The sequence below is a fragment of the Streptococcus sp. HMSC066F01 genome, from assembly GCF_001837335.1.
Taxonomy (GTDB): domain Bacteria; phylum Bacillota; class Bacilli; order Lactobacillales; family Streptococcaceae; genus Streptococcus; species Streptococcus oralis_S.
This window is the reverse complement of record NZ_KV832079.1, coordinates 12941-29748: the sequence shown is the minus strand read 5'-3', so window position 1 is coordinate 29748 and position 16808 is coordinate 12941. Positions and strand designations below refer to the sequence as shown.

Genomic DNA, 16808 nt, shown 5'->3' with positions numbered 1-16808 from the left:
TAAACCCACCGCTAAAGCTATGATGACTCCTACTGCTAAAAATGGAAGCCACCACTTGTCTTTTTTCATAATATCTCCTTTCTATTAAGATGTGAAAGCGAGTTAGGTACTTTCAAATTTTGGACATAAGCCCACTCTAACCCAAATATCATTTTATCATTTTGAAATCTTTATTTCAATAAAATTTATCGTAATTTTTCCTATTAATTGCTAAGGAAATTAAGAAAAAATAAAATTTATAATAAGTTAACTTAAATGTGGAGGTTTCAGCACTAATATTTCTAGAATTTTACCAACATCAGATTAGAATCATCATTATTCTGTATATAATAAATTAGCCATACAACTTTTTATACAGGGCAACTTAAAAGCAGTTCGCATCTGAACTGCTCTTTTTTGCTATTCTGTCTCTTGGTTCTTTTCTTCAACCTTAACTGGAGCGGGTTCATAAGCTCGAATAATCTGAGCGACAACCGGATGGCGAACCACATCCTTAGCTGAAAAATGAACAAAGTCGATTTGGTGAATGTTCTTGAGCTTTTCTTGAGCATCAATCAAACCGGACTTAACATTACGTGGCAGGTCAATCTGACTGATATCCCCATTGACAATCATCTTCGAATTAAAGCCTAAACGAGTCAAGAACATCTTCATCTGCATGATAGTCGTATTTTGCGCCTCATCGAGAATGACAAAGGCATCATCCAAGGTCCGTCCACGCATGTAGGCGAGGGGCGCGATTTCGATAATTTCACGCTCCATGAGACGGGTCGTTTGGTCTTTCCCGAGAATCTGATACAAGGCATCATAAACTGGTCGAAGATAAGGATCGACCTTCTCCTTAAGATCACCCGGAAGAAATCCTAGACTCTCGCCTGCTTCCACTGCCGGACGAGTAAGGATAATCCGCTTGACTTGCCCACGTTTAAGGGCAGTTACTGCCAAAGTCACTGCAAGAAAGGTCTTCCCTGTCCCTGCAGGTCCGATTCCAAAGGTCACATCATGCTGTTTGACACTGTCCACATAAAGCTTTTGACCCAAGGTTTTGACACGGATAGGCTTCCCAGTATTATCCTTGATAATTTCTTCTTCGTAAAGGGCGACAAACTTGTCAATTTCATCGTTTTTGACCATGCTAATCGCAGTCACCACATCTGGCGTGCCAACGGTCATTCCACGATTTACCAAGACCATCAAAGCCTGAATAACCTGACGGGCTTCCTCACAGGCAGCTTCTTCTCCCAAAACCTGCACAATCTCCGTACGGGCATGAATCACCACATCGAGCTCTTCTTCCATCAAACGAAGATGGCGCTCATTGGAACCAAAAAGATGGAACAAGTCATCTGGGTGACTTAGTTGAATGTCTATTGAATGTTCCTTCAAATAAAGAACCTCTCTAATCCGTTTATTTCTTTATATTATAGCAAAGAGAACAATAAAATACTAGCCTCATCTCATTGTCTCTAGTGTTCTAAGTATTCTTGCCAGATAGCGTCAAAGTCACCTAGGTTAAAAGAGAAACTGGCATGCTCCTCCAGAAAGCGACTCACCTCATCAAAATCATCTGTATGTTTTGGAAAAGCTGACTCTTCAAAAGCGAGGTCTGCCAAGATGGCTTTAGGGCTATTACTTTTAGGATTGCGCTCGGTCATGAGCCAAGTGTAAAATGATTTTCTCAATTCTTTCTCCTATCAAGAGTTTTTTAATGACACTTTTCTGATTCTTGAAAATTACTGGACTTAGCCTCTGAAACGTAGTGGTTTATAAAATCTGTTTTAGCATCTGTATAGGCGTCTCGATTGTGTTCAAATTTTTTCCACAAACTTAGTTTTAATTCCTGATACGCTTGGGCAATATCTGGATGCTGGCAGAGATAATCTCTAAAATAAATCTCGTCATGATCTCCCGTCATTCGCAAATGTAAATGAAAAACTTTCTCAGCAAATCCCTGCTCTGTATATCCTTTATTTAGCGAAATCCTGTTAGGACTCTCCGACATCACTAGCCACCCATTCTTCACCAATAAATCCCTAACTCTTGCTAAATCCTCTATTTTACCTACTTCTAACAGAATATCAACGATATTTTTGGCCCAAATATTAGGGATAGCAGTGCTACCGATATGTTCTATTCTTTTAATAACATTTGCACCCAATATTTTTTTCAGATTTGCTTTTTCCGATTCATACCAGTCTTTCCACTCTGGCTTGTGCTCTACTAAAAAAATCGGAAAAAGTTGCCAGAGTTCCTCTAAACTCATTTCTTCAAGTTTCTTTATCATGTCTATAAGGCCTAAATCAACTCTGTCCCAAACTGATCTTGCTTGATTTTGCCAGCCTTCATCAAGCCACCGAGTGCTTTCTTGAACTGACCTTTAGAAATACCAAAGGTTGCTTTGATATCATCAGGAGATGACTTATCATTTAAAGTCATGAAACCGCCATTGCTTTCCAAGTAAGTCAGAATCATTTGTGCATCATTTTCCAACATCTCAAAAGAACGCGGTTTGAGAGAAAGATTAAGAGTGCGGTCAACCTCTCGGAAACCAATGACACGCGCATCTAACACTTGCCCTAAACGTGGCTCTGCATAGCGCTCACTTGGGTGAATGAAACCAAGCATGTTATTCTCTGGCAGATAGACAAAGGTCCCTGACAGCTTGAGGCGGTAAACAATGGCTGGCCAGTTTTGGTTCTGCATATTGTTGTAGGCAGGACGAGCCAGACGTTGGAAGTCTTCTTGATAAGCCAAGAGTCCCCAGATTCGGTCTTTCTTGTCCACTTCAAGGCGGATGTAGAGTTTGTCACCCTTCTTAGGCCAGAGTTCCTTGAACTCAGGGAGGATATCGAGTGACACAACGATTTCCTTGTCAGGTAGACCTGTATCCACAAAGACACCCAAGTCTTTACGAACTTCTGTTACGGTTCCCCAACCAAATTGGTCCTGAGTGGCAGTCACTTCTAGAGTGGTCAAGCGGAGTTTTTGCTTCATATCTGTATAGGCAAAACCTTTGACCGTATCCCCTACCGTGTGTTGACCTTCTTCCTTGGCAAGTGCATAGGTTTGACCATCCTTTTGCACAAAGTAAAAACGGTCATTTTCATCGATGATAAGTCCAACGATAAAACTTGCAAGATTTGTATTCATAGTTCCTTCTTTCGAATAAAACTCAGCCAGCAATGCCAACTGAGTTTTTCTGTTTATTTTTAGACTTCCAAAAGTTCTTTTTCTTTATTGGCAGTCATGTCATCGATGTGATTCACAGCATCGTCTGTTACTTTTTGAATATCTTTTTCAAGAGTCTTCAATTCGTCTTCAGTGATTTCTTTTGCTTTTTCTTGTTTCTTAGCTTCATCCATAGCATCGCGACGGATATTGCGGACAGCCACTTTAGCATTCTCACCGACCTTCTTCACTTCTTTAGCAAGGTCACGACGAGTTTCCTCTGTAAGAGCTGGGATAACCAAGCGGATCACAGAACCGTCATTAGCTGGTGTAATACCAAGGTCAGAAGCGTTCAAGGCACGTTCGATGTCTTTCAATGAAGACTTGTCAAATGGTGTTACCAACAAAACACGCGCTTCTGGAATAGTAATAGAAGCGATTTGGTTAAGAGGAGTTTCGACTCCATAGTATTCTACGTGGATACGGTCTAGCAAGCTTGCGTTGGCACGACCGGCACGGATACCACCAAATTCACGAGCAAGTGATTGGTGAGACTGGGTCATTCTCTCTTTAGCTTTTTCTATAATTGCATTAGCCATAATTTTCTTATTCCTTTTCTTCGATATTATTTGAAACTGTTGTTCCGATATTTTCACCAAATACGACACGTTTGATGTTGCCTGGTTGGTTCATGTTAAAGACAACCAAGTCAATGTCGTTGTCCATAGAGAGGGTTGAAGCTGTTGAGTCCATGATACGAAGACCTTTGTTGATAACGTCACGGTGGGTCAATTCTTCAAACTTAACAGCTGTCTTGTCTTTCTTAGGATCGGCATTGTAAACACCATCTACGCCATTTTTAGCCATAAGAATGGCATCCGCTTCGATTTCAGCTGCACGAAGGGCTGCTGTTGTATCTGTTGAGAAGTAAGGTGAACCAATACCAGCACCAAAGATAACGATACGGCCTTTTTCAAGGTGGCGAAGGGCACGTCCACGTACGTAAGGTTCTGCCACTTGTTGCATAGCAATGGCTGTTTGTACACGCGTATCGACACCAACTTGTTGCAATGAATCTGCCATCACAAGAGCATTCATCACGGTCCCAAGCATTCCAGTGTAATCAGCCTGAACGCGGTCCATGCCAGCTTCTGCAGCAGGTTCTCCGCGCCAGAGATTTCCTCCACCAATAACAAGGGCAATTTTGATACCTAAGCTATGAACTTCTTGAATCTCTTTTGCGATTGTTTGAACTGTTTGGATATCAATCCCTACGCCACGTTCACCGGCAAGGGCTTCACCTGATAACTTGATTAAAATACGTTTATACTTGGGATTCGCCATTTTTACTCTCCTTTTTTTATCCTACCTATTTTATCACAATTTCTAAGATTTTTATAGTATCATGAGCAATTCTTTGAAAAAAATTAAACCGTTAAAAATTCCTCTAAGTCGGTAAGAGCACGCTCTGCAATTTTTTCATAACGAGCTTTTTTATCACGGATACGCTCGCCTTCCAATTCCTTGATAATCCCAAAATTGACATTCATTGGTTGGAAATGTTTGCTGTCCGCATGAGTGATGTAATGAGCTAGACTTCCAATCGCTGTGGTCTCTGGGAAGATAGCTTCACTTTCACCCTTAAAGAGACGAGCTGCGTTAATACCTGCAACCAAGCCTGAAGCTGCTGACTCAACATAGCCTTCTACACCCGTCATTTGACCAGCAAAGAAAAGGTTTGGCTGTTTCTTAGAACGATAGGTCTGCTCCAGAAGATTTGGTGAATCCATGTAAGAATTGCGGTGCATGACCCCATAGCGAACAAACTCCGCATTTTCAAGACCTGGAATCATTTGGAAGACACGCTTTTGTTCTCCCCATTTGAGGTGGGTCTGGAAACCGACGATATTGTAGAGGCTACCAGCCGCATTATCCTGACGAAGCTGGACAACTGCATACGGTGTTTTGAACTCCCCATCGCGAGGTCCTGTGTAGTCCTCTGGGTACTCCAAACCAACTGGTTTCATAGGACCATAAAGCATGGTTTTAATGCCACGCTTAGCCATGACTTCGATAGGCATACAACCTTCAAAGTACTTTTCTTTTTCGAAGGAATTCAGCGGTGCTTCTTCCGCATTGACCAAGGCTTCATGGAAATCCATAAACTCTTGTTTGGTCATTGGAGCGTTGAGGTAGGCTGCTTCTCCCTTATCATAACGAGACTTGAGATAGACCTTGCTCATATCAATGGTGTTAACGTCGATAATCGGCGCCGCCGCATCGTAGAAATAGAATCCATCCCCATCATTAAGGGCATGAATCTTTTCAGCTAAGGCATCACTAGTCAAAGGACCAGTAGCGACCACAGTAATAACGTCAGTTGGCAATTCTGTAATTTCATCACGAACCACTTCAATCAAGGGATGATTGGCCACTTTTTCAGTCACCATTTGAGAGAAACCATCACGGTCCACCGCAAGGGCTCCGCCTGCAGGAACACGTGTAGCTTCTGCTGATTCCAAGATAACAGAACCCAAGCGACGCATTTCTTCCTTGAGGAGCCCGACAGCATTTGTCAGGGCATCCCCACGTAAGGAATTGGAACAAACTAACTCAGCAAAATTGTCTGTTTTGTGCTGAGGAGTTGACTTGACCCCACGCATTTCATAGAGTTTAACTGGAATACCACGTTCTGCGATTTGGTAGGCTGCTTCAGACCCTGCCAAACCTGCTCCGATAACATTGATATAAGATTGAGACACGACACTAATACCTCTTTGGGTGGAAACTAAGTCCAAATAAAAACAAGCTACTAGACTATTTGACACCCACAAATCTTTCTAAATTCATGCTTGGTCCATTATACCAAAAAACTAAGTAAAAAGACAGACAGGAGAATTCCTGAATGTCTTTCAAAAATTATTCTTTATTAAAATTGAATGTCTCCCAATTCAGTTTGCTTCCATATTTTATAGTAAAACGTACTTCTGTATTCTTAGGTAGTTTATCGCTTTGAAGTATTTGGGCAAGTAAGTATTCGAAATCAGAATCCGTCCAATTGTCAATATCTTCATTAGTTACTTGTAGGTTTTGTCTTCGTACCTGCTCTATATCAATACGTATTCGAATACTAAAGGTCGAACGATTGTCAGCAACTCTTTTTAAAAGTAGATCTCGATTACGAACAAGCGTCTCTTCATCAAGATTGTTGACTCTACTTGAGTCTAGGTCCTCAATTAAGGGAGTGAGTTCTTCTACATCCGTCTTCAAAATTGCCTCTCTTTTATCTCTCTCTTCAAGACGGGTTTTGGGGTTGCCACTATATTCTTTTTTTGGAACCAAAGAATAATTGGAGTCAAATGAGTCCAATTCAATTGAATTTTTAATATAAAGCTTCCTAATCACATCATCGCTTAAATATGTTGAAGTCAAGCTACCACTTTGAAGTAATATATTATAAGCTTCCTCAAGTCGGTCATAGTTGTCATCACCAGAAACATACTCCATTTCTAAACGGTAGACTGTTTTCTTGGAAAAACCAAAGAATTTTTTCTTTTCAACTTCTTTAAGCCTCGAATTGTATTTAAGGACTGGAGTGCTCTCAACATAATCTTTTTCAAAATCCACATAGACATCAACAAATTTCGTATTTCCTTCAACGTAAAACGGAGATCCATAATATCCAAAGGTATCAGCTGTCGAGTATCCTTCTGCTTCTAACCCTGCAGCTTCTACTACAGAACGAATGTTTGAAATAGCTGTTTTAGCTAAATCACGATCGACTCTATTGTTACATGCAGACAACATAAATAATGTGAGAATAGGGAACAGTAAACCAACTACCTTCTTAATCACTTTGCTTTTCATTTCCCCTCCAAATAAGCATTCGTAGCAAAATACTAATGATTGCTATATTCACTTCGGGAAGAAGGCAAACTTCCCTGTTTAATCACTTTCTTGATTTTTTTCCCAGTCGTGGTAGGCAGCATAGAGTTGACTTTTATTCCACATGTAGAGTTTCGCAACTTCCTTAATGGCTTGATTTTTCTTCATGCCTTCTTGGATGCGTGCTTGGATATCTGAAAACAAGTCCTCCTCGTCCTTTTCCTCCACATCCTGACTGGCACCCTCAATGATGAGAAGGCATTCGCCCTTGAGTGGCGTTTCAGCTATGCTTTCTAGTAGCTCTGAAATCTTTCCTCGTTGGTATTCTTCATAGATTTTAGTCAATTCTCTGACCAAGACTACCGAGCGATCACCGTAGACTTCTAGCATATTTTCTAACGTATCCGCTACACGGTGGGGGGATTCATAGAAAATCTGAGTTTCTGGGTAATCTTTTTTTAAGTCGAAAAATTGCTTTTGCTGGCGAGACTTTCTCGGTAAGAAACCGTAAAAGATATGTGGCTGTGGCGCTAGGCCACTGGCAATCAAGGCAGAAATTCCTGCAGAGGCACCTGGAACGGTAACAACTGCGATTTCTTCCTCAATAGCTGCCTTGACCAAATCATGACCAGGGTCCGAGATACTAGGCAGACCCGCGTCAGAAACCTGAGCGATACTTTGTCCCGCTTTCAAGAAACCAATCAAATCAGGAATCTTTTCCTTGGCATTGTGCTCGTGAAAACTGATCTGCTTGGTGGAAATGTCAAAATGTTTGAGCAAAAGTCCTGTATTGCGCGTGTCCTCAGCAGCAATCCAGTCCACCTCTTTCAAAGTCTGGATAGCACGAAAAGTCATATCGTCTAGATTGCCAATCGGCGTTGCTACTAGGTAAAGCTTGCCATAGGGAGATTGTCCCTTAAAACTTTTTTGAATCTGCATGCTTACTCCCTATATAACAACTCATCACAGAACATACATTCTTCGTCCTGCTCTCGGCGTTGGCCGTAAAAATCATTACATACGTGAAACCCGTCTTTATAGATTCGACGGACGCTTTCACGAACATGCTTAGCCTTAACGGGTGTATCTGCTTCCACCTCGCCTAAGCGTTCGCGCAACTTACTATTTTCCAAGCGAAGAGCTGTATTTTCCTCTACCAGGCTCTTGAGATTTTTCTTGATGGCTTCCACATCGGCCAAGGTCACCAGTAACTGTTGGGAAAAATCGTCTAGCGAGTCAAATAATTCTTTTTTATCCATAAACCAGCCCTTTCCTTTCTTTATCCTTCATTGAGTTTATATTTCTTTCAAGACCAGATATTCCATAGCATTTTGAAAGCTGACATTAGCTTGCCACATTTTTCTGGCTTCTACCAAATCTTGTAAAATCTGTCGCATCCTTGCTTGCAAGAGATCCTGCCCACAGAGAACTTCGAGGATTCGCAAAACCTGATCCTGTTTTTCCTTGTCATCTGCCAAACTAGCTAATTTAGAAACTTGGAGATAACTTTCTTTTTTCTTGGCTAATAACCAGGTCAGCAGGCGCTCACTTTCATCCACCAAGGTCCAAAAACTTGCCTGGTTTACCAGCTTTTCTGCTTCAGCACGCGATTGACTAAACTGGGCTAAAAGAGTCGCTTTTTTCTTAACTAGACCTGCTTGCTCTAATTGATGGATGAGTTTTTCTTCTTGCTTTTTAAAGTGGAAAATCTGTGTCCGACTACGGATAGTCGGCAAGATCTTTTCCTCATCGCTGGTCAAGAAGAAAATGTAAACCTCACTCTGGGGTTCTTCGATGACCTTGAGCAGAGAATTAGCCGCGTTAGGATGCATTTTCTCAGCTTGCTCGATAATAAAAACCTGTTGCTGACTTTCAATCCCTGCTTGGGAAAACTGACCCACCAATTCCCGAATCCGTTCTGTCTTGATGACCTGATTGACTGGCTTGATTAAAGTAACATCGGGAAATTCTTCCTGTTCAATCAGCTTACAGTTTCGGCATTTCTCACACGGCAAAACGCCTACTTTATCCCTACAAAAGAGGCTCTTAGCCAAAAACTGCGCCATTTCCAAGCTTCCAAAGAAACCTGAAAAGAGATAGGCGTGATTGAGCTGATCTTGTTCTAGGATACGGACAAAGCGGTCAAACTGGTCTGGCTGCCAAGCCTTTAGTTGATCTTGTTTCATTTAGCCAAGCCCATTCTGTCAAACAAGACAGCCTTGGTCGTTTCCACAACTTGCTCCAAAGGAAGACTGGCATCAATCTTGACAATGCGATTTCCTTCTTTTTCCAGAAGAGAAAGGTAGCCTTGACGGACTTTCTTGTGCAAGTCCAAACCTTCCAAGTCCAAACGATTGACCTCCCGATCACTATTGGCAGCAATGCGAGCAAGCCCCTCTTCCACCTCAATGTCAAAATAAAGTGTCAAATCAGGTTTGAGGCCATCTGTCGCAAAGTGATTGAGCCAATCAATGGCATCAATATCCAAGCCACGGCCAAATCCCTGATAAGCAACGGAACTATCGATGAAACGGTCCATAATGACCAACTTACCAGCTTCAAGAGCAGGCAGAACTTTTTCCACCAAGTGCTGTCTGCGACTTGCGATATAGAGAAGGAGCTCTGTTTTAGGATCCATTTGAGTATGACTTGGGTCCAAAATCACTTGACGAATCTTCTCCCCAATCAAAACTCCACCTGGCTCACGGGTCGTCAGCACCTCTACTCCTTTTTCCTCTAAAATGGGGAGTAGAGCCTCTAAAACACTGGTCTTTCCTGCTCCCTCTGGTCCCTCAAGAGAGACTAAAAATCCTTTTGACATGTCTAACTCATTTCTTTTTTTCTACCTTCTATTCTATCAAAAAAATAGGTTTTTGTGACAATCTTTTTGCGTCTTCTCTATTCAATCGACCATAAAAAGAGGTTGGGAGTCATCCAACCTCTTATTTACCTAGTTCTTGTGTTCGTTTATAGGCTTGATGAACTGCGGCCATGACTGTACCTCTAAAGGCATGTTCTTCCAGACTTGCTACACCAGCGATAGTCGAACCTCCTGGGCTGCAAACTTGGTCTTTCAATACTCCAGGATGTTGTTGGCTTTCGAGGACCATTTGTCCAGCTCCGACTACTGTTTGGGCTGCCATTTTCAAAGCCCTTTCTCTTGGCAATCCTGACTGAACACCTGCATCTGCCAAAGCCTCGATAAAGAGGTAGACAAAGGCTGGCCCACAACCTGCAAGACCTGTCGCCGCATCAATTAAGTCATCCCCAAGCTCAACCAATAGACCCGCATTGGATAAAAGCTGACAAAAGAGTTCACCGTCCTCAGCAAGACAGTTTGCTGACATGGCATAACTAATCACCCCTTGACCGATAGCCACTGGAGTATTGGGCATGATGCGAATGATACGATGTTGACTTGGGATAAGACTAGCTAGTTTTTCCAAGGTCAATCCAGCCGCCATGGAAATCAAAAGAAGACTCTCTCGTTTTTCAAGGATAGACTGGTATTGAGCAAGGATTTCAGAAAACTGAGCAGGCTTAACTCCTAGAAAGATCACATCTGCTTCTGCAAAAATTTCTTCATTACTGGAAGCCTGGCCACCGAAATTGGCGATGAAAGCATCTACTTTTGCTTGACTGCGATTGGCAAGGAGAATCTGTTCACCCGTCTTGGCCTGCAAGACAGCCTTGGCCAAACTAGCTCCCATATTTCCCAAACCGATAAATCCAATTTTCATCTCTTACTCCCTTATCTGTCCGTCACCAGTAACCACATACTTGTAGCTAGTTAATTCCTTCAAGCCCATTGGACCACGCGCGTGCAGTTTCTGAGTCGAAATCCCCATTTCACATCCAAGACCAAATTGACCTCCATCAGTGAAACGCGTTGAAGCATTGACATAAACCGCTGCAGAGTCAACTTGATTTGTAAAGTAAGCCGCAGCTTCAGCATTTTCTGTCACAATGGCGTCCGAATGATGGGTACTGTGGGCTTCAATATGCGCAACCGCTTCTTCTAAACTACCCACAATCTTAACCGCTAGGACATAGTCTAAAAACTCAGTGTCAAAGTCTTGGGCCTCAGCTGCTCGACCTGAAAGAAACTGACTTGCTTTCTCATCCAAGCGGAATTGAATCGGTTCCAGCCCATCTTCTTTCCGACTTGTAACCAGCACTTTCTCCAAGCGAGGAAGGAAGCTTGCTGCCTTGTCTTCATGAACCAGCAAAACCTCCATAGCATTGCAGACAGAAGGACGACTGGTTTTAGCATTATTGATAATAGAGAGAGCCTTGTCTTCATCAGCATCCTTATCCACATAGACATGGACAATACCAGTTCCTGTCTCGATAACAGGTACGACAGCATTTTCAACCACAGCATTGATCAAACCAGCACCTCCACGAGGTATGAGAAGGTCTAGATAGCCCTTGGCCTTCATCATAGCATAGCTACTTTCACGGCTGGTGTCTTCCACTAGTTGAATCACATTTGGATGAATGGTAGTCGTCTCCAAGCCCTTCTTCAAAGCTGTGACAATAGCATGAGCAGTTTGGTAGGCATCCTTACCACTACGAAGAACGACCGCATTGCCACTTTTGAGAGCCAAAGCAGCCGCATCAGATGTCACATTTGGACGACTTTCGTAGATAATCCCAATAACTCCCATGGCCACACGCTTCTTGGTAATAACCAAACCATTTTCAAGATGATTGGTTTCTAAAACTTCACCGATTGGATCTGGTAAAGCAACCACTTCACGAATCCCTCTTGCCATCGCTTCTATACGTCCTTCATCCAAATAAAGACGGTCTAGCATGACATCTGAGATTTTCCCCTTGGCCGCTGCCATATCGAGGGCATTGGCCTCTAAAATCTCCTCAGTAGCTACCAATAAATAATCAGCCATGGCTAGCAAGGCTTGGTTTTTCACTGCTTCACTGGCAGTATTGATTGATTTCTTAACAGCTTGTACCTGTTCAAATTGTTCTTGTGTACTTACCATCGTTCACCTCTAAAATTCTGTAAAGAGCAGCTGGATTTCAGGAGTGATGGAAATCCAGTCATCACGGTGAATCAAGACTCCCTTAGCTTTTTGAGAACGGAGCATATCTTCCAGGGCTGAGACACCAAATTGGACACGTCCTTTTCCCAGAGATTGACCTGTTTCTTTATCTGCTACTGTTACAATATCGTGGTAAGAGAAGTTTCCTTCCACTTCTACCACACCCGATAAAAGGAGACTTTTCCCGTTTTTTGAAAGTGCTTCTGCAGCTCCACCATCTACCCAAATCGTTCCTTGACTTTGAGCATAGAAGGCTAGCCATTGTTTCTGGGTACGAAGGCCTTTCTCTTGCGCAACAAAGAAAGAACCATCCTTTGTCTCCTCCGCTGCCTCAATCAGGGCATCTGATTTCAAGGACGAGCAGATATAGACTGGCACCCCTGACTCCGTTGCAATCATAGCCGCCTTGATTTTTGTCAGCATACCCCCAGTACCGTTTGACGAACCTGCCCCACCAGCCATATCAATAATCTCACGATTGATAGTCTCGATTTTCTCCAAACGTTTAGCTGTTGGATTTGAGTTGGGATTTCCAGTATAGAGACCGTCCACATCGGTCAAGAGAACTAAAAGGTCTGCTTGAACCATCGCCGCTACCTGGGCACTCAGAGTGTCATTGTCCCCGACCTTGAGCTCATCAATAACGACACTGTCATTCTCGTTGATGATGGGGATTGCACCACGATGAAGCAATACAGACAAGGCCTGGTGGGCATTCTTATAGCGACGTTTATCTACAAAATCATCCTGTGTCAGCAAGATTTGTGCAGAAACGATCTGGCTCATGAGGAGGTTGGTTGTATATTCCTCCAACAAAAGTCCCTGACCTACTGCAGCCGAGGCCTGCTTATCTGCAATCTTGGTCGGACGTTTTTTAAAACCCAAAGCTCCAAATCCAGCGGCTACTGCCCCAGATGACACTAAAATCAACTCATGTCCAGCCTCATGCAGCATAGCCAATTGCTGGGTAATTGCCTTTACTTTACTTCTTGATAAACTCCCGTCTTCATTTGTCAAGGAGGAGGTCCCCACCTTAAAGACGATTCGTTTGTACTTCATATTCTCACTCCGATTCTTCATATTTATCCATTATAACATGAATACTTTAAAATAGAAAAGACTTAAAATAAAAAGGTTGAGACAGTCATCTCAACTCTTTTATCTATTCTCAGCTTTACGCAATCTTTCCAGCGTTTCCTTAAAAATCTCTGGAATAAATGCTGTAAATTCCAAGGTTTCACCTGTTCTCGGATGAGTAAAACCTAGAGTCTTGGCATGGAGAAACTGTCCATGTCCTTTCAGGGTTTTACGAGGACCATAGACTTCATCACCAGCGACTGGATGGCCAATATAAGCCATATGAACACGGATTTGGTGAGTACGCCCTGTTTCCAGTTGCAACTCTAGCAAACTATAATCTCCAAAGCGTTCCAAGACTTGAAAACGAGTCACTGCTGGCTTCCCTTTAGCAGTCACTGCCTGTTTCTTACGATCTTTTTCACTACGGCCAATCGGTGCTTCAATGACACCACGATCATTGGGAAGATTGCCATGAACAATCGCCCAGTATTTGCGGAGAGACTTCTTATCCTTGAGTTCTTGAGCGAGTGCCAAGTGTGCCTCATCATTCTTCGCAATCATGAGGAGACCAGACGTGTCCTTGTCAATGCGGTGAACGATACCCGGTCGCAGAACCCCATTGATACCTGACAAGTCCTTGATATGGTACATGAGGGCATTGACCAAGGTTCCACTAGTATGACCAGCGCTGGGATGAACAACCATCCCCTGAGGTTTGTTAACAACGGCCACATCCTCATCTTGGTAGATGATATCTAGCGGAATATCTTCAGCCACATATTCTAAAACCTCCGGTTCTGGCACATGGTAGCTGACGATATCCCCCTCTTGGACAGTGTATTTTGCTTTCTTTACTTGCCCATTCACCAAGACTTGTCCAGCCTTTATTTGTTCATTCGCGAGACTGCGTGACAATTCTGTCAGATCCGACAGAGTCTTGTCTAGACGTTGCCCACCAGTTTCAATTTTTATTTCCATTTACTTCCTCTTTAAGCATTGCAATCAATAGAATAATCACACCAACTGTCAAATAGCTGTCAGCAACATTGAAAATCGCAAAGTTGATAAAGTCTAGGTGAAACATATCCACCACAAAACCTTGACTCATTCTGTCGATAAAGTTGCCCAGACCTCCCGCTATTATCAGGGTCAGTCCAAAAACTAACCAGAGAGAATCGTCCATGTGTTTATGTAAATACCAAATGGCACCGACCATAACGACCAGTGTAATGACAGCAAAAAACCACTGCTGATCTTGCAGCATAGAGAAGGCTGCCCCTCTATTTTGCAGGTAGGTCAAGCTAACGAGATTGGGGATCCACGAACGAACTTCACCTAGTGGAATCTGCTGGACAACATAATTTTTGACCAACTGATCCAGCCCAATCAAAAGCAGTACAATGACTGCCACTATTCCTCTTTTTTTCATGATTTCCTCTTTTGATCAAAATATTCTTGCATAACCTCAACGAAAAGAGTCCCAGCTTGACTAAGCTCCACTTCTTCCCGTTTGACATAGACCATGCGGTTATCTAGATTATCCTTGAGACGAATGACTGTGATCCCATTAACACTGTCACCATCTAAAAATCCAGATCCAGTCGCATAAGCATCCGTCCGCTCCAAAATACCATTCAAAGTAGCACGGTCGGTCACATTGAACATCTGGGAGCTCGCGCTGGTGTCGACAAAGTTCTCTGAATAGTATAGATACTCATCCTTTTCCTGAGTAAAACGAACCGTTGGTAAATCAGCTAAATCCTCCATGACCAATTCCTCTTTCTGTGCTAAAAGATGCCCTTCACGAAGATAAATGTGAGTCTGGAAAGGAATTAGTTCAATAACTTCTAAACCAAGCTTTTCAACCCGTTGTATGATGCCCTTTTTATTTTGGTTGTTGAGGTATATAATCCCAATCTCACTGTGTCCTTGCGCCACTTCGTCTAATATTTGAACTGTGGTAGACTCAAAAATACGAAAGTTCTTATAATCAGGATAACGCTCTGAAAAGGCCGTAATCGTTGGTGGCAAGAAGTCATAGTGCTGGCTGGCAATGGAAAATTCATCCTTTTCTTCCTCAGGATTGGCATACTGATTTTGAAAAACATCGAAGCCTTTGACTAACTCTTGTGCTTTCTCGTAAAATTCCATACCACGACGGGTCAAGAAAGTCCCCGAACTCGTCCGACGGAAAATCTTAAACCCCAGCTCTTTTTCCAAATCGCGCACAGAAATAGACAGACTGGGCTGACTGACATACATCTTTTCTGCAGCTTCACGGAAAGTACCACTATTGGCAATGGCCACAACATAGCGTAATTGTTGAATGTTCATCTTTTACCCCCAACTTCTCTATCTGTTCATTATACCATATTTCAGAATTTTTCCAAAAAGGAAAAGATATCCATCACAAACCCAGGGCTAACTACTCTCTATTAAATTAAATATAGATATCAAAACAAAAAAATAGGCTCTCCGAAAACTCGGAAAGCCTTATTCTATGCTACTTCTAGCTTCCTCGCCTTAAAATATCAAGGCTCGGGATAAAAAGGTTCACTGGACCTTTTTATTTTGCGATTGGGTAAACAGAAACTTGTTTCTTATCGCGTCCTTTACGTTCAAAGCGTACTACGCCTTCAACTTTAGCGAACAAAGTATCGTCTCCACCACGTCCAACGTTTACACCTGGGTAGATGTGTGTACCACGTTGACGGTAAAGGATTGATCCACCTGTTACAGTTTGTCCGTCAGCTGCTTTAGCTCCAAGACGTTTCGCTTGTGAATCACGTCCATTTGATGTAGAACCTCCACCTTTTTTGTGGGCGAAAAGTTGCAAGTTGTTAAGAGTCATTTTTAACATAATGTTTTCCTCCGTGTTAGTTTTCTGTGATAACTCTGGTTTGGACGAACTCAGAAGAGTTCTCCGATAAGTTTGCCATACCTAAGAAAAATGATTCAAAGAATAACTGGGTCATTTCTCTCTGGTGTGAAGGAAGATCCGCTGGTATATCAACCTTTAGATAGCCACCTTCATCTTCGTTTAATTCTAAGATTGGTTCATAGCCTGCAAATTTCTCAATGGAATTGATAAAGTTAATGGCAAGCGTAGAAACCGATGCACACACGACATCTAAGCCGTATTCGCCACTTTCGGCGTGTCCAGTAATTTCCGCACTCCTCAGCTCGCCATCTTCGGCTCTCTCAAAGACTGCTTGTATCATGTGTTCTCCTTAAAATTAAGCGTTGATCGCGTTGATGACAACTTTTGTATATGGTTGACGGTGACCTTGTTTACGATGGCTACCTTTTTTAGGTTTGTACTTGTATGTAACAACTTTCTTTTGTTTTCCTTGTTTTTCAACAGTTCCAACTACAGTAGCTCCAGCAACAAGTGGAGTTCCGACAACAGTGTTTTCACCACCAACAAGAACAACTTCGTTAAAAGTAACTTCTTGACCAGCTTCAACGTTCAATTTTTCAACGTAAACTGCTTGACCAACTTCAACTTTAACTTGTTTTCCGCCAGTTTTGATAATTGCGTATGTGCTCATTATGCACCTCCTATGATTTTTAGGGTTTCCCCGTATTTTTGTGAAGACTCGCCTAGCA

Annotated in this window: 21 protein-coding genes, 1 pseudogene and 1 other annotated feature (1 of these 23 cut by a window edge); of the genes and pseudogenes, 1 reads left to right on the top strand and 21 read right to left on the bottom strand. The window is 42.5% G+C overall.

Annotation, left to right across the window (positions count from 1 at the left end; translation table 11 throughout):
• Nucleotides 1-399: 399 nt before the first annotated feature.
• The 18 genes from HMPREF2655_RS02825 to HMPREF2655_RS02740 form a co-directional block, all read right to left on the bottom strand.
• The gene (locus HMPREF2655_RS02825) at nt 400-1386 is read right to left on the bottom strand and encodes a PhoH family protein (protein WP_049550008.1); all 987 of its coding nucleotides are present in this window, start codon (nt 1384-1386) and stop codon (nt 400-402) included.
• A gap of 80 nt (nt 1387-1466) precedes the next feature.
• Nucleotides 1467-1682, bottom strand: a complete 216-nt coding sequence (locus HMPREF2655_RS02820) for a YozE family protein (protein ID WP_001232084.1) — start codon at nt 1680-1682, stop codon at nt 1467-1469.
• 23 nt (nt 1683-1705) lie between these two features.
• Nucleotides 1706-2284: a GrpB family protein gene (locus HMPREF2655_RS02815; RefSeq protein WP_025171554.1), complete on the bottom strand. Its 579-nt coding sequence runs from the start codon at nt 2282-2284 to the stop codon at nt 1706-1708.
• Between the two features lie 11 nt (nt 2285-2295).
• Nucleotides 2296-3150 (bottom strand): RNA-binding virulence regulatory protein CvfB, encoded by an 855-nt coding sequence (gene cvfB, locus HMPREF2655_RS02810; protein WP_070837505.1) that lies wholly within the window; start codon nt 3148-3150, stop codon nt 2296-2298.
• A gap of 59 nt (nt 3151-3209) precedes the next feature.
• A complete protein-coding gene (gene frr, locus HMPREF2655_RS02805; RefSeq protein WP_049501375.1) occupies nt 3210-3767 on the bottom strand; it encodes a ribosome recycling factor in 558 nt (185 codons plus the stop codon).
• A gap of 7 nt (nt 3768-3774) precedes the next feature.
• Entirely contained in the window at nt 3775-4512 is a 738-nt protein-coding gene (gene pyrH, locus HMPREF2655_RS02800; RefSeq protein WP_070837504.1) for a UMP kinase, read from the bottom strand.
• Nucleotides 4513-4595: 83 nt separating this feature from the next.
• Nucleotides 4596-5930 carry a methylenetetrahydrofolate--tRNA-(uracil(54)-C(5))-methyltransferase (FADH(2)-oxidizing) TrmFO gene (trmFO, locus tag HMPREF2655_RS02795; protein WP_049500755.1) on the bottom strand — a complete coding sequence of 445 codons (1335 nt, stop codon included), beginning with the start codon at nt 5928-5930 and terminating at the stop codon, nt 4596-4598.
• A 157-nt stretch (nt 5931-6087) separates the two neighbouring features.
• Nucleotides 6088-7035 carry a hypothetical protein gene (locus HMPREF2655_RS02790; RefSeq protein ID WP_225901748.1) on the bottom strand — a complete coding sequence of 316 codons (948 nt, stop codon included), beginning with the start codon at nt 7033-7035 and terminating at the stop codon, nt 6088-6090.
• A 78-nt stretch (nt 7036-7113) separates the two neighbouring features.
• A complete protein-coding gene (gene rsmI / locus HMPREF2655_RS02785) occupies nt 7114-7992 on the bottom strand; it encodes a 16S rRNA (cytidine(1402)-2'-O)-methyltransferase (RefSeq protein WP_070837502.1) in 879 nt (292 codons plus the stop codon).
• 2 nt (nt 7993-7994) lie between these two features.
• Nucleotides 7995-8312 carry a DNA replication initiation control protein YabA gene (yabA, locus tag HMPREF2655_RS02780; RefSeq protein ID WP_070837500.1) on the bottom strand — a complete coding sequence of 106 codons (318 nt, stop codon included), beginning with the start codon at nt 8310-8312 and terminating at the stop codon, nt 7995-7997.
• A gap of 36 nt (nt 8313-8348) precedes the next feature.
• The gene (locus tag HMPREF2655_RS02775) at nt 8349-9239 is read right to left on the bottom strand and encodes a DNA polymerase III subunit delta' (protein ID WP_070837498.1); all 891 of its coding nucleotides are present in this window, start codon (nt 9237-9239) and stop codon (nt 8349-8351) included.
• Nucleotides 9236-9874, bottom strand: a complete 639-nt coding sequence (gene tmk / locus HMPREF2655_RS02770) for a dTMP kinase (RefSeq protein WP_070837496.1) — start codon at nt 9872-9874, stop codon at nt 9236-9238. The genes HMPREF2655_RS02775 and tmk overlap by 4 nt, the downstream gene beginning before the upstream one ends.
• 121 nt (nt 9875-9995) lie before the next feature.
• Entirely contained in the window at nt 9996-10793 is a 798-nt protein-coding gene (gene proC, locus HMPREF2655_RS02765; protein ID WP_000689682.1) for a pyrroline-5-carboxylate reductase, read from the bottom strand.
• Nucleotides 10794-10796: 3 nt separating this feature from the next.
• Nucleotides 10797-12059, bottom strand: coding sequence for a glutamate-5-semialdehyde dehydrogenase (locus tag HMPREF2655_RS02760; RefSeq protein ID WP_070837494.1), 1263 nt, complete (start codon nt 12057-12059; stop codon nt 10797-10799).
• 9 nt (nt 12060-12068) lie between these two features.
• Entirely contained in the window at nt 12069-13178 is a 1110-nt protein-coding gene (gene proB, locus HMPREF2655_RS02755) for a glutamate 5-kinase (protein WP_070837492.1), read from the bottom strand.
• A gap of 99 nt (nt 13179-13277) precedes the next feature.
• A complete protein-coding gene (locus HMPREF2655_RS02750; RefSeq protein ID WP_070837490.1) occupies nt 13278-14177 on the bottom strand; it encodes an RluA family pseudouridine synthase in 900 nt (299 codons plus the stop codon).
• A complete protein-coding gene (lspA, locus tag HMPREF2655_RS02745) occupies nt 14161-14628 on the bottom strand; it encodes a signal peptidase II (protein WP_070837488.1) in 468 nt (155 codons plus the stop codon). Before lspA ends, HMPREF2655_RS02750 begins: the two co-directional genes overlap by 17 nt.
• The gene (locus tag HMPREF2655_RS02740; RefSeq protein WP_070837486.1) at nt 14625-15533 is read right to left on the bottom strand and encodes a LysR family transcriptional regulator; all 909 of its coding nucleotides are present in this window, start codon (nt 15531-15533) and stop codon (nt 14625-14627) included. The genes lspA and HMPREF2655_RS02740 overlap by 4 nt, the downstream gene beginning before the upstream one ends.
• Between HMPREF2655_RS02740 and HMPREF2655_RS10395 the strand changes: the two are divergent.
• Nucleotides 15526-15600: pseudogene (locus HMPREF2655_RS10395) on the top strand (AraC family transcriptional regulator); the annotation flags it as partial. The gene HMPREF2655_RS02740 and the pseudogene HMPREF2655_RS10395 sit on opposite strands and share 8 nt — an antisense overlap.
• Nucleotides 15601-15765: 165 nt before the next feature.
• On the opposite strand, the gene rpmA reads toward HMPREF2655_RS10395, so the two are convergent.
• Genes rpmA through rplU form a run of 3 tightly spaced genes read right to left on the bottom strand, consistent with a single transcriptional unit; the run spans nt 15766 to nt 16750 of the window.
• Nucleotides 15766-16059 (bottom strand): 50S ribosomal protein L27, encoded by a 294-nt coding sequence (gene rpmA, locus HMPREF2655_RS02735; RefSeq protein WP_000916509.1) that lies wholly within the window; start codon nt 16057-16059, stop codon nt 15766-15768.
• 16 nt (nt 16060-16075) lie between these two features.
• On the bottom strand, nt 16076-16420 hold the full coding sequence (locus HMPREF2655_RS02730) for a ribosomal-processing cysteine protease Prp (protein WP_000613696.1): 345 nt from the start codon (nt 16418-16420) through the stop codon (nt 16076-16078).
• A 15-nt stretch (nt 16421-16435) separates the two neighbouring features.
• Nucleotides 16436-16750, bottom strand: a complete 315-nt coding sequence (rplU, locus tag HMPREF2655_RS02725; RefSeq protein WP_000109141.1) for a 50S ribosomal protein L21 — start codon at nt 16748-16750, stop codon at nt 16436-16438.
• A 34-nt stretch (nt 16751-16784) separates the two neighbouring features.
• Nucleotides 16785-16808: a sequence feature (ribosomal protein L21 leader region), on the bottom strand (it continues 64 nt past the right edge of the window).

Bases quoted from the DNA above. Each gene is read 5' to 3' on its own strand.
- HMPREF2655_RS02815 (WP_025171554.1), bottom strand. From the start codon at position 2,284: ATGATAAAGAAACTTGAAGAAATGAGTTTAGAGGAACTCTGGCAACTT.
- cvfB (WP_070837505.1), bottom strand. From the start codon at position 3,150: ATGAATACAAATCTTGCAAGTTTTATCGTTGGACTTATCATCGATGAA.
- frr (WP_049501375.1), bottom strand. From the start codon at position 3,767: ATGGCTAATGCAATTATAGAAAAAGCTAAAGAGAGAATGACCCAGTCT.
- pyrH (WP_070837504.1), bottom strand. From the start codon at position 4,512: ATGGCGAATCCCAAGTATAAACGTATTTTAATCAAGTTATCAGGTGAA.
- HMPREF2655_RS02790 (WP_225901748.1), bottom strand. From the start codon at position 7,035: ATGAAAAGCAAAGTGATTAAGAAGGTAGTTGGTTTACTGTTCCCTATT.
- rsmI (WP_070837502.1), bottom strand. From the start codon at position 7,992: ATGCAGATTCAAAAAAGTTTTAAGGGACAATCTCCCTATGGCAAGCTT.
- yabA (WP_070837500.1), bottom strand. From the start codon at position 8,312: ATGGATAAAAAAGAATTATTTGACTCGCTAGACGATTTTTCCCAACAG.
- HMPREF2655_RS02775 (WP_070837498.1), bottom strand. From the start codon at position 9,239: ATGAAACAAGATCAACTAAAGGCTTGGCAGCCAGACCAGTTTGACCGC.
- tmk (WP_070837496.1), bottom strand. From the start codon at position 9,874: ATGTCAAAAGGATTTTTAGTCTCTCTTGAGGGACCAGAGGGAGCAGGA.
- proC (WP_000689682.1), bottom strand. From the start codon at position 10,793: ATGAAAATTGGATTTATCGGTTTGGGAAATATGGGAGCTAGTTTGGCC.
- HMPREF2655_RS02760 (WP_070837494.1), bottom strand. From the start codon at position 12,059: ATGGTAAGTACACAAGAACAATTTGAACAGGTACAAGCTGTTAAGAAA.
- proB (WP_070837492.1), bottom strand. From the start codon at position 13,178: ATGAAGTACAAACGAATCGTCTTTAAGGTGGGGACCTCCTCCTTGACA.
- HMPREF2655_RS02750 (WP_070837490.1), bottom strand. From the start codon at position 14,177: ATGGAAATAAAAATTGAAACTGGTGGGCAACGTCTAGACAAGACTCTG.
- lspA (WP_070837488.1), bottom strand. From the start codon at position 14,628: ATGAAAAAAAGAGGAATAGTGGCAGTCATTGTACTGCTTTTGATTGGG.
- HMPREF2655_RS02740 (WP_070837486.1), bottom strand. From the start codon at position 15,533: ATGAACATTCAACAATTACGCTATGTTGTGGCCATTGCCAATAGTGGT.
- rpmA (WP_000916509.1), bottom strand. From the start codon at position 16,059: ATGTTAAAAATGACTCTTAACAACTTGCAACTTTTCGCCCACAAAAAA.
- HMPREF2655_RS02730 (WP_000613696.1), bottom strand. From the start codon at position 16,420: ATGATACAAGCAGTCTTTGAGAGAGCCGAAGATGGCGAGCTGAGGAGT.
- rplU (WP_000109141.1), bottom strand. From the start codon at position 16,750: ATGAGCACATACGCAATTATCAAAACTGGCGGAAAACAAGTTAAAGTT.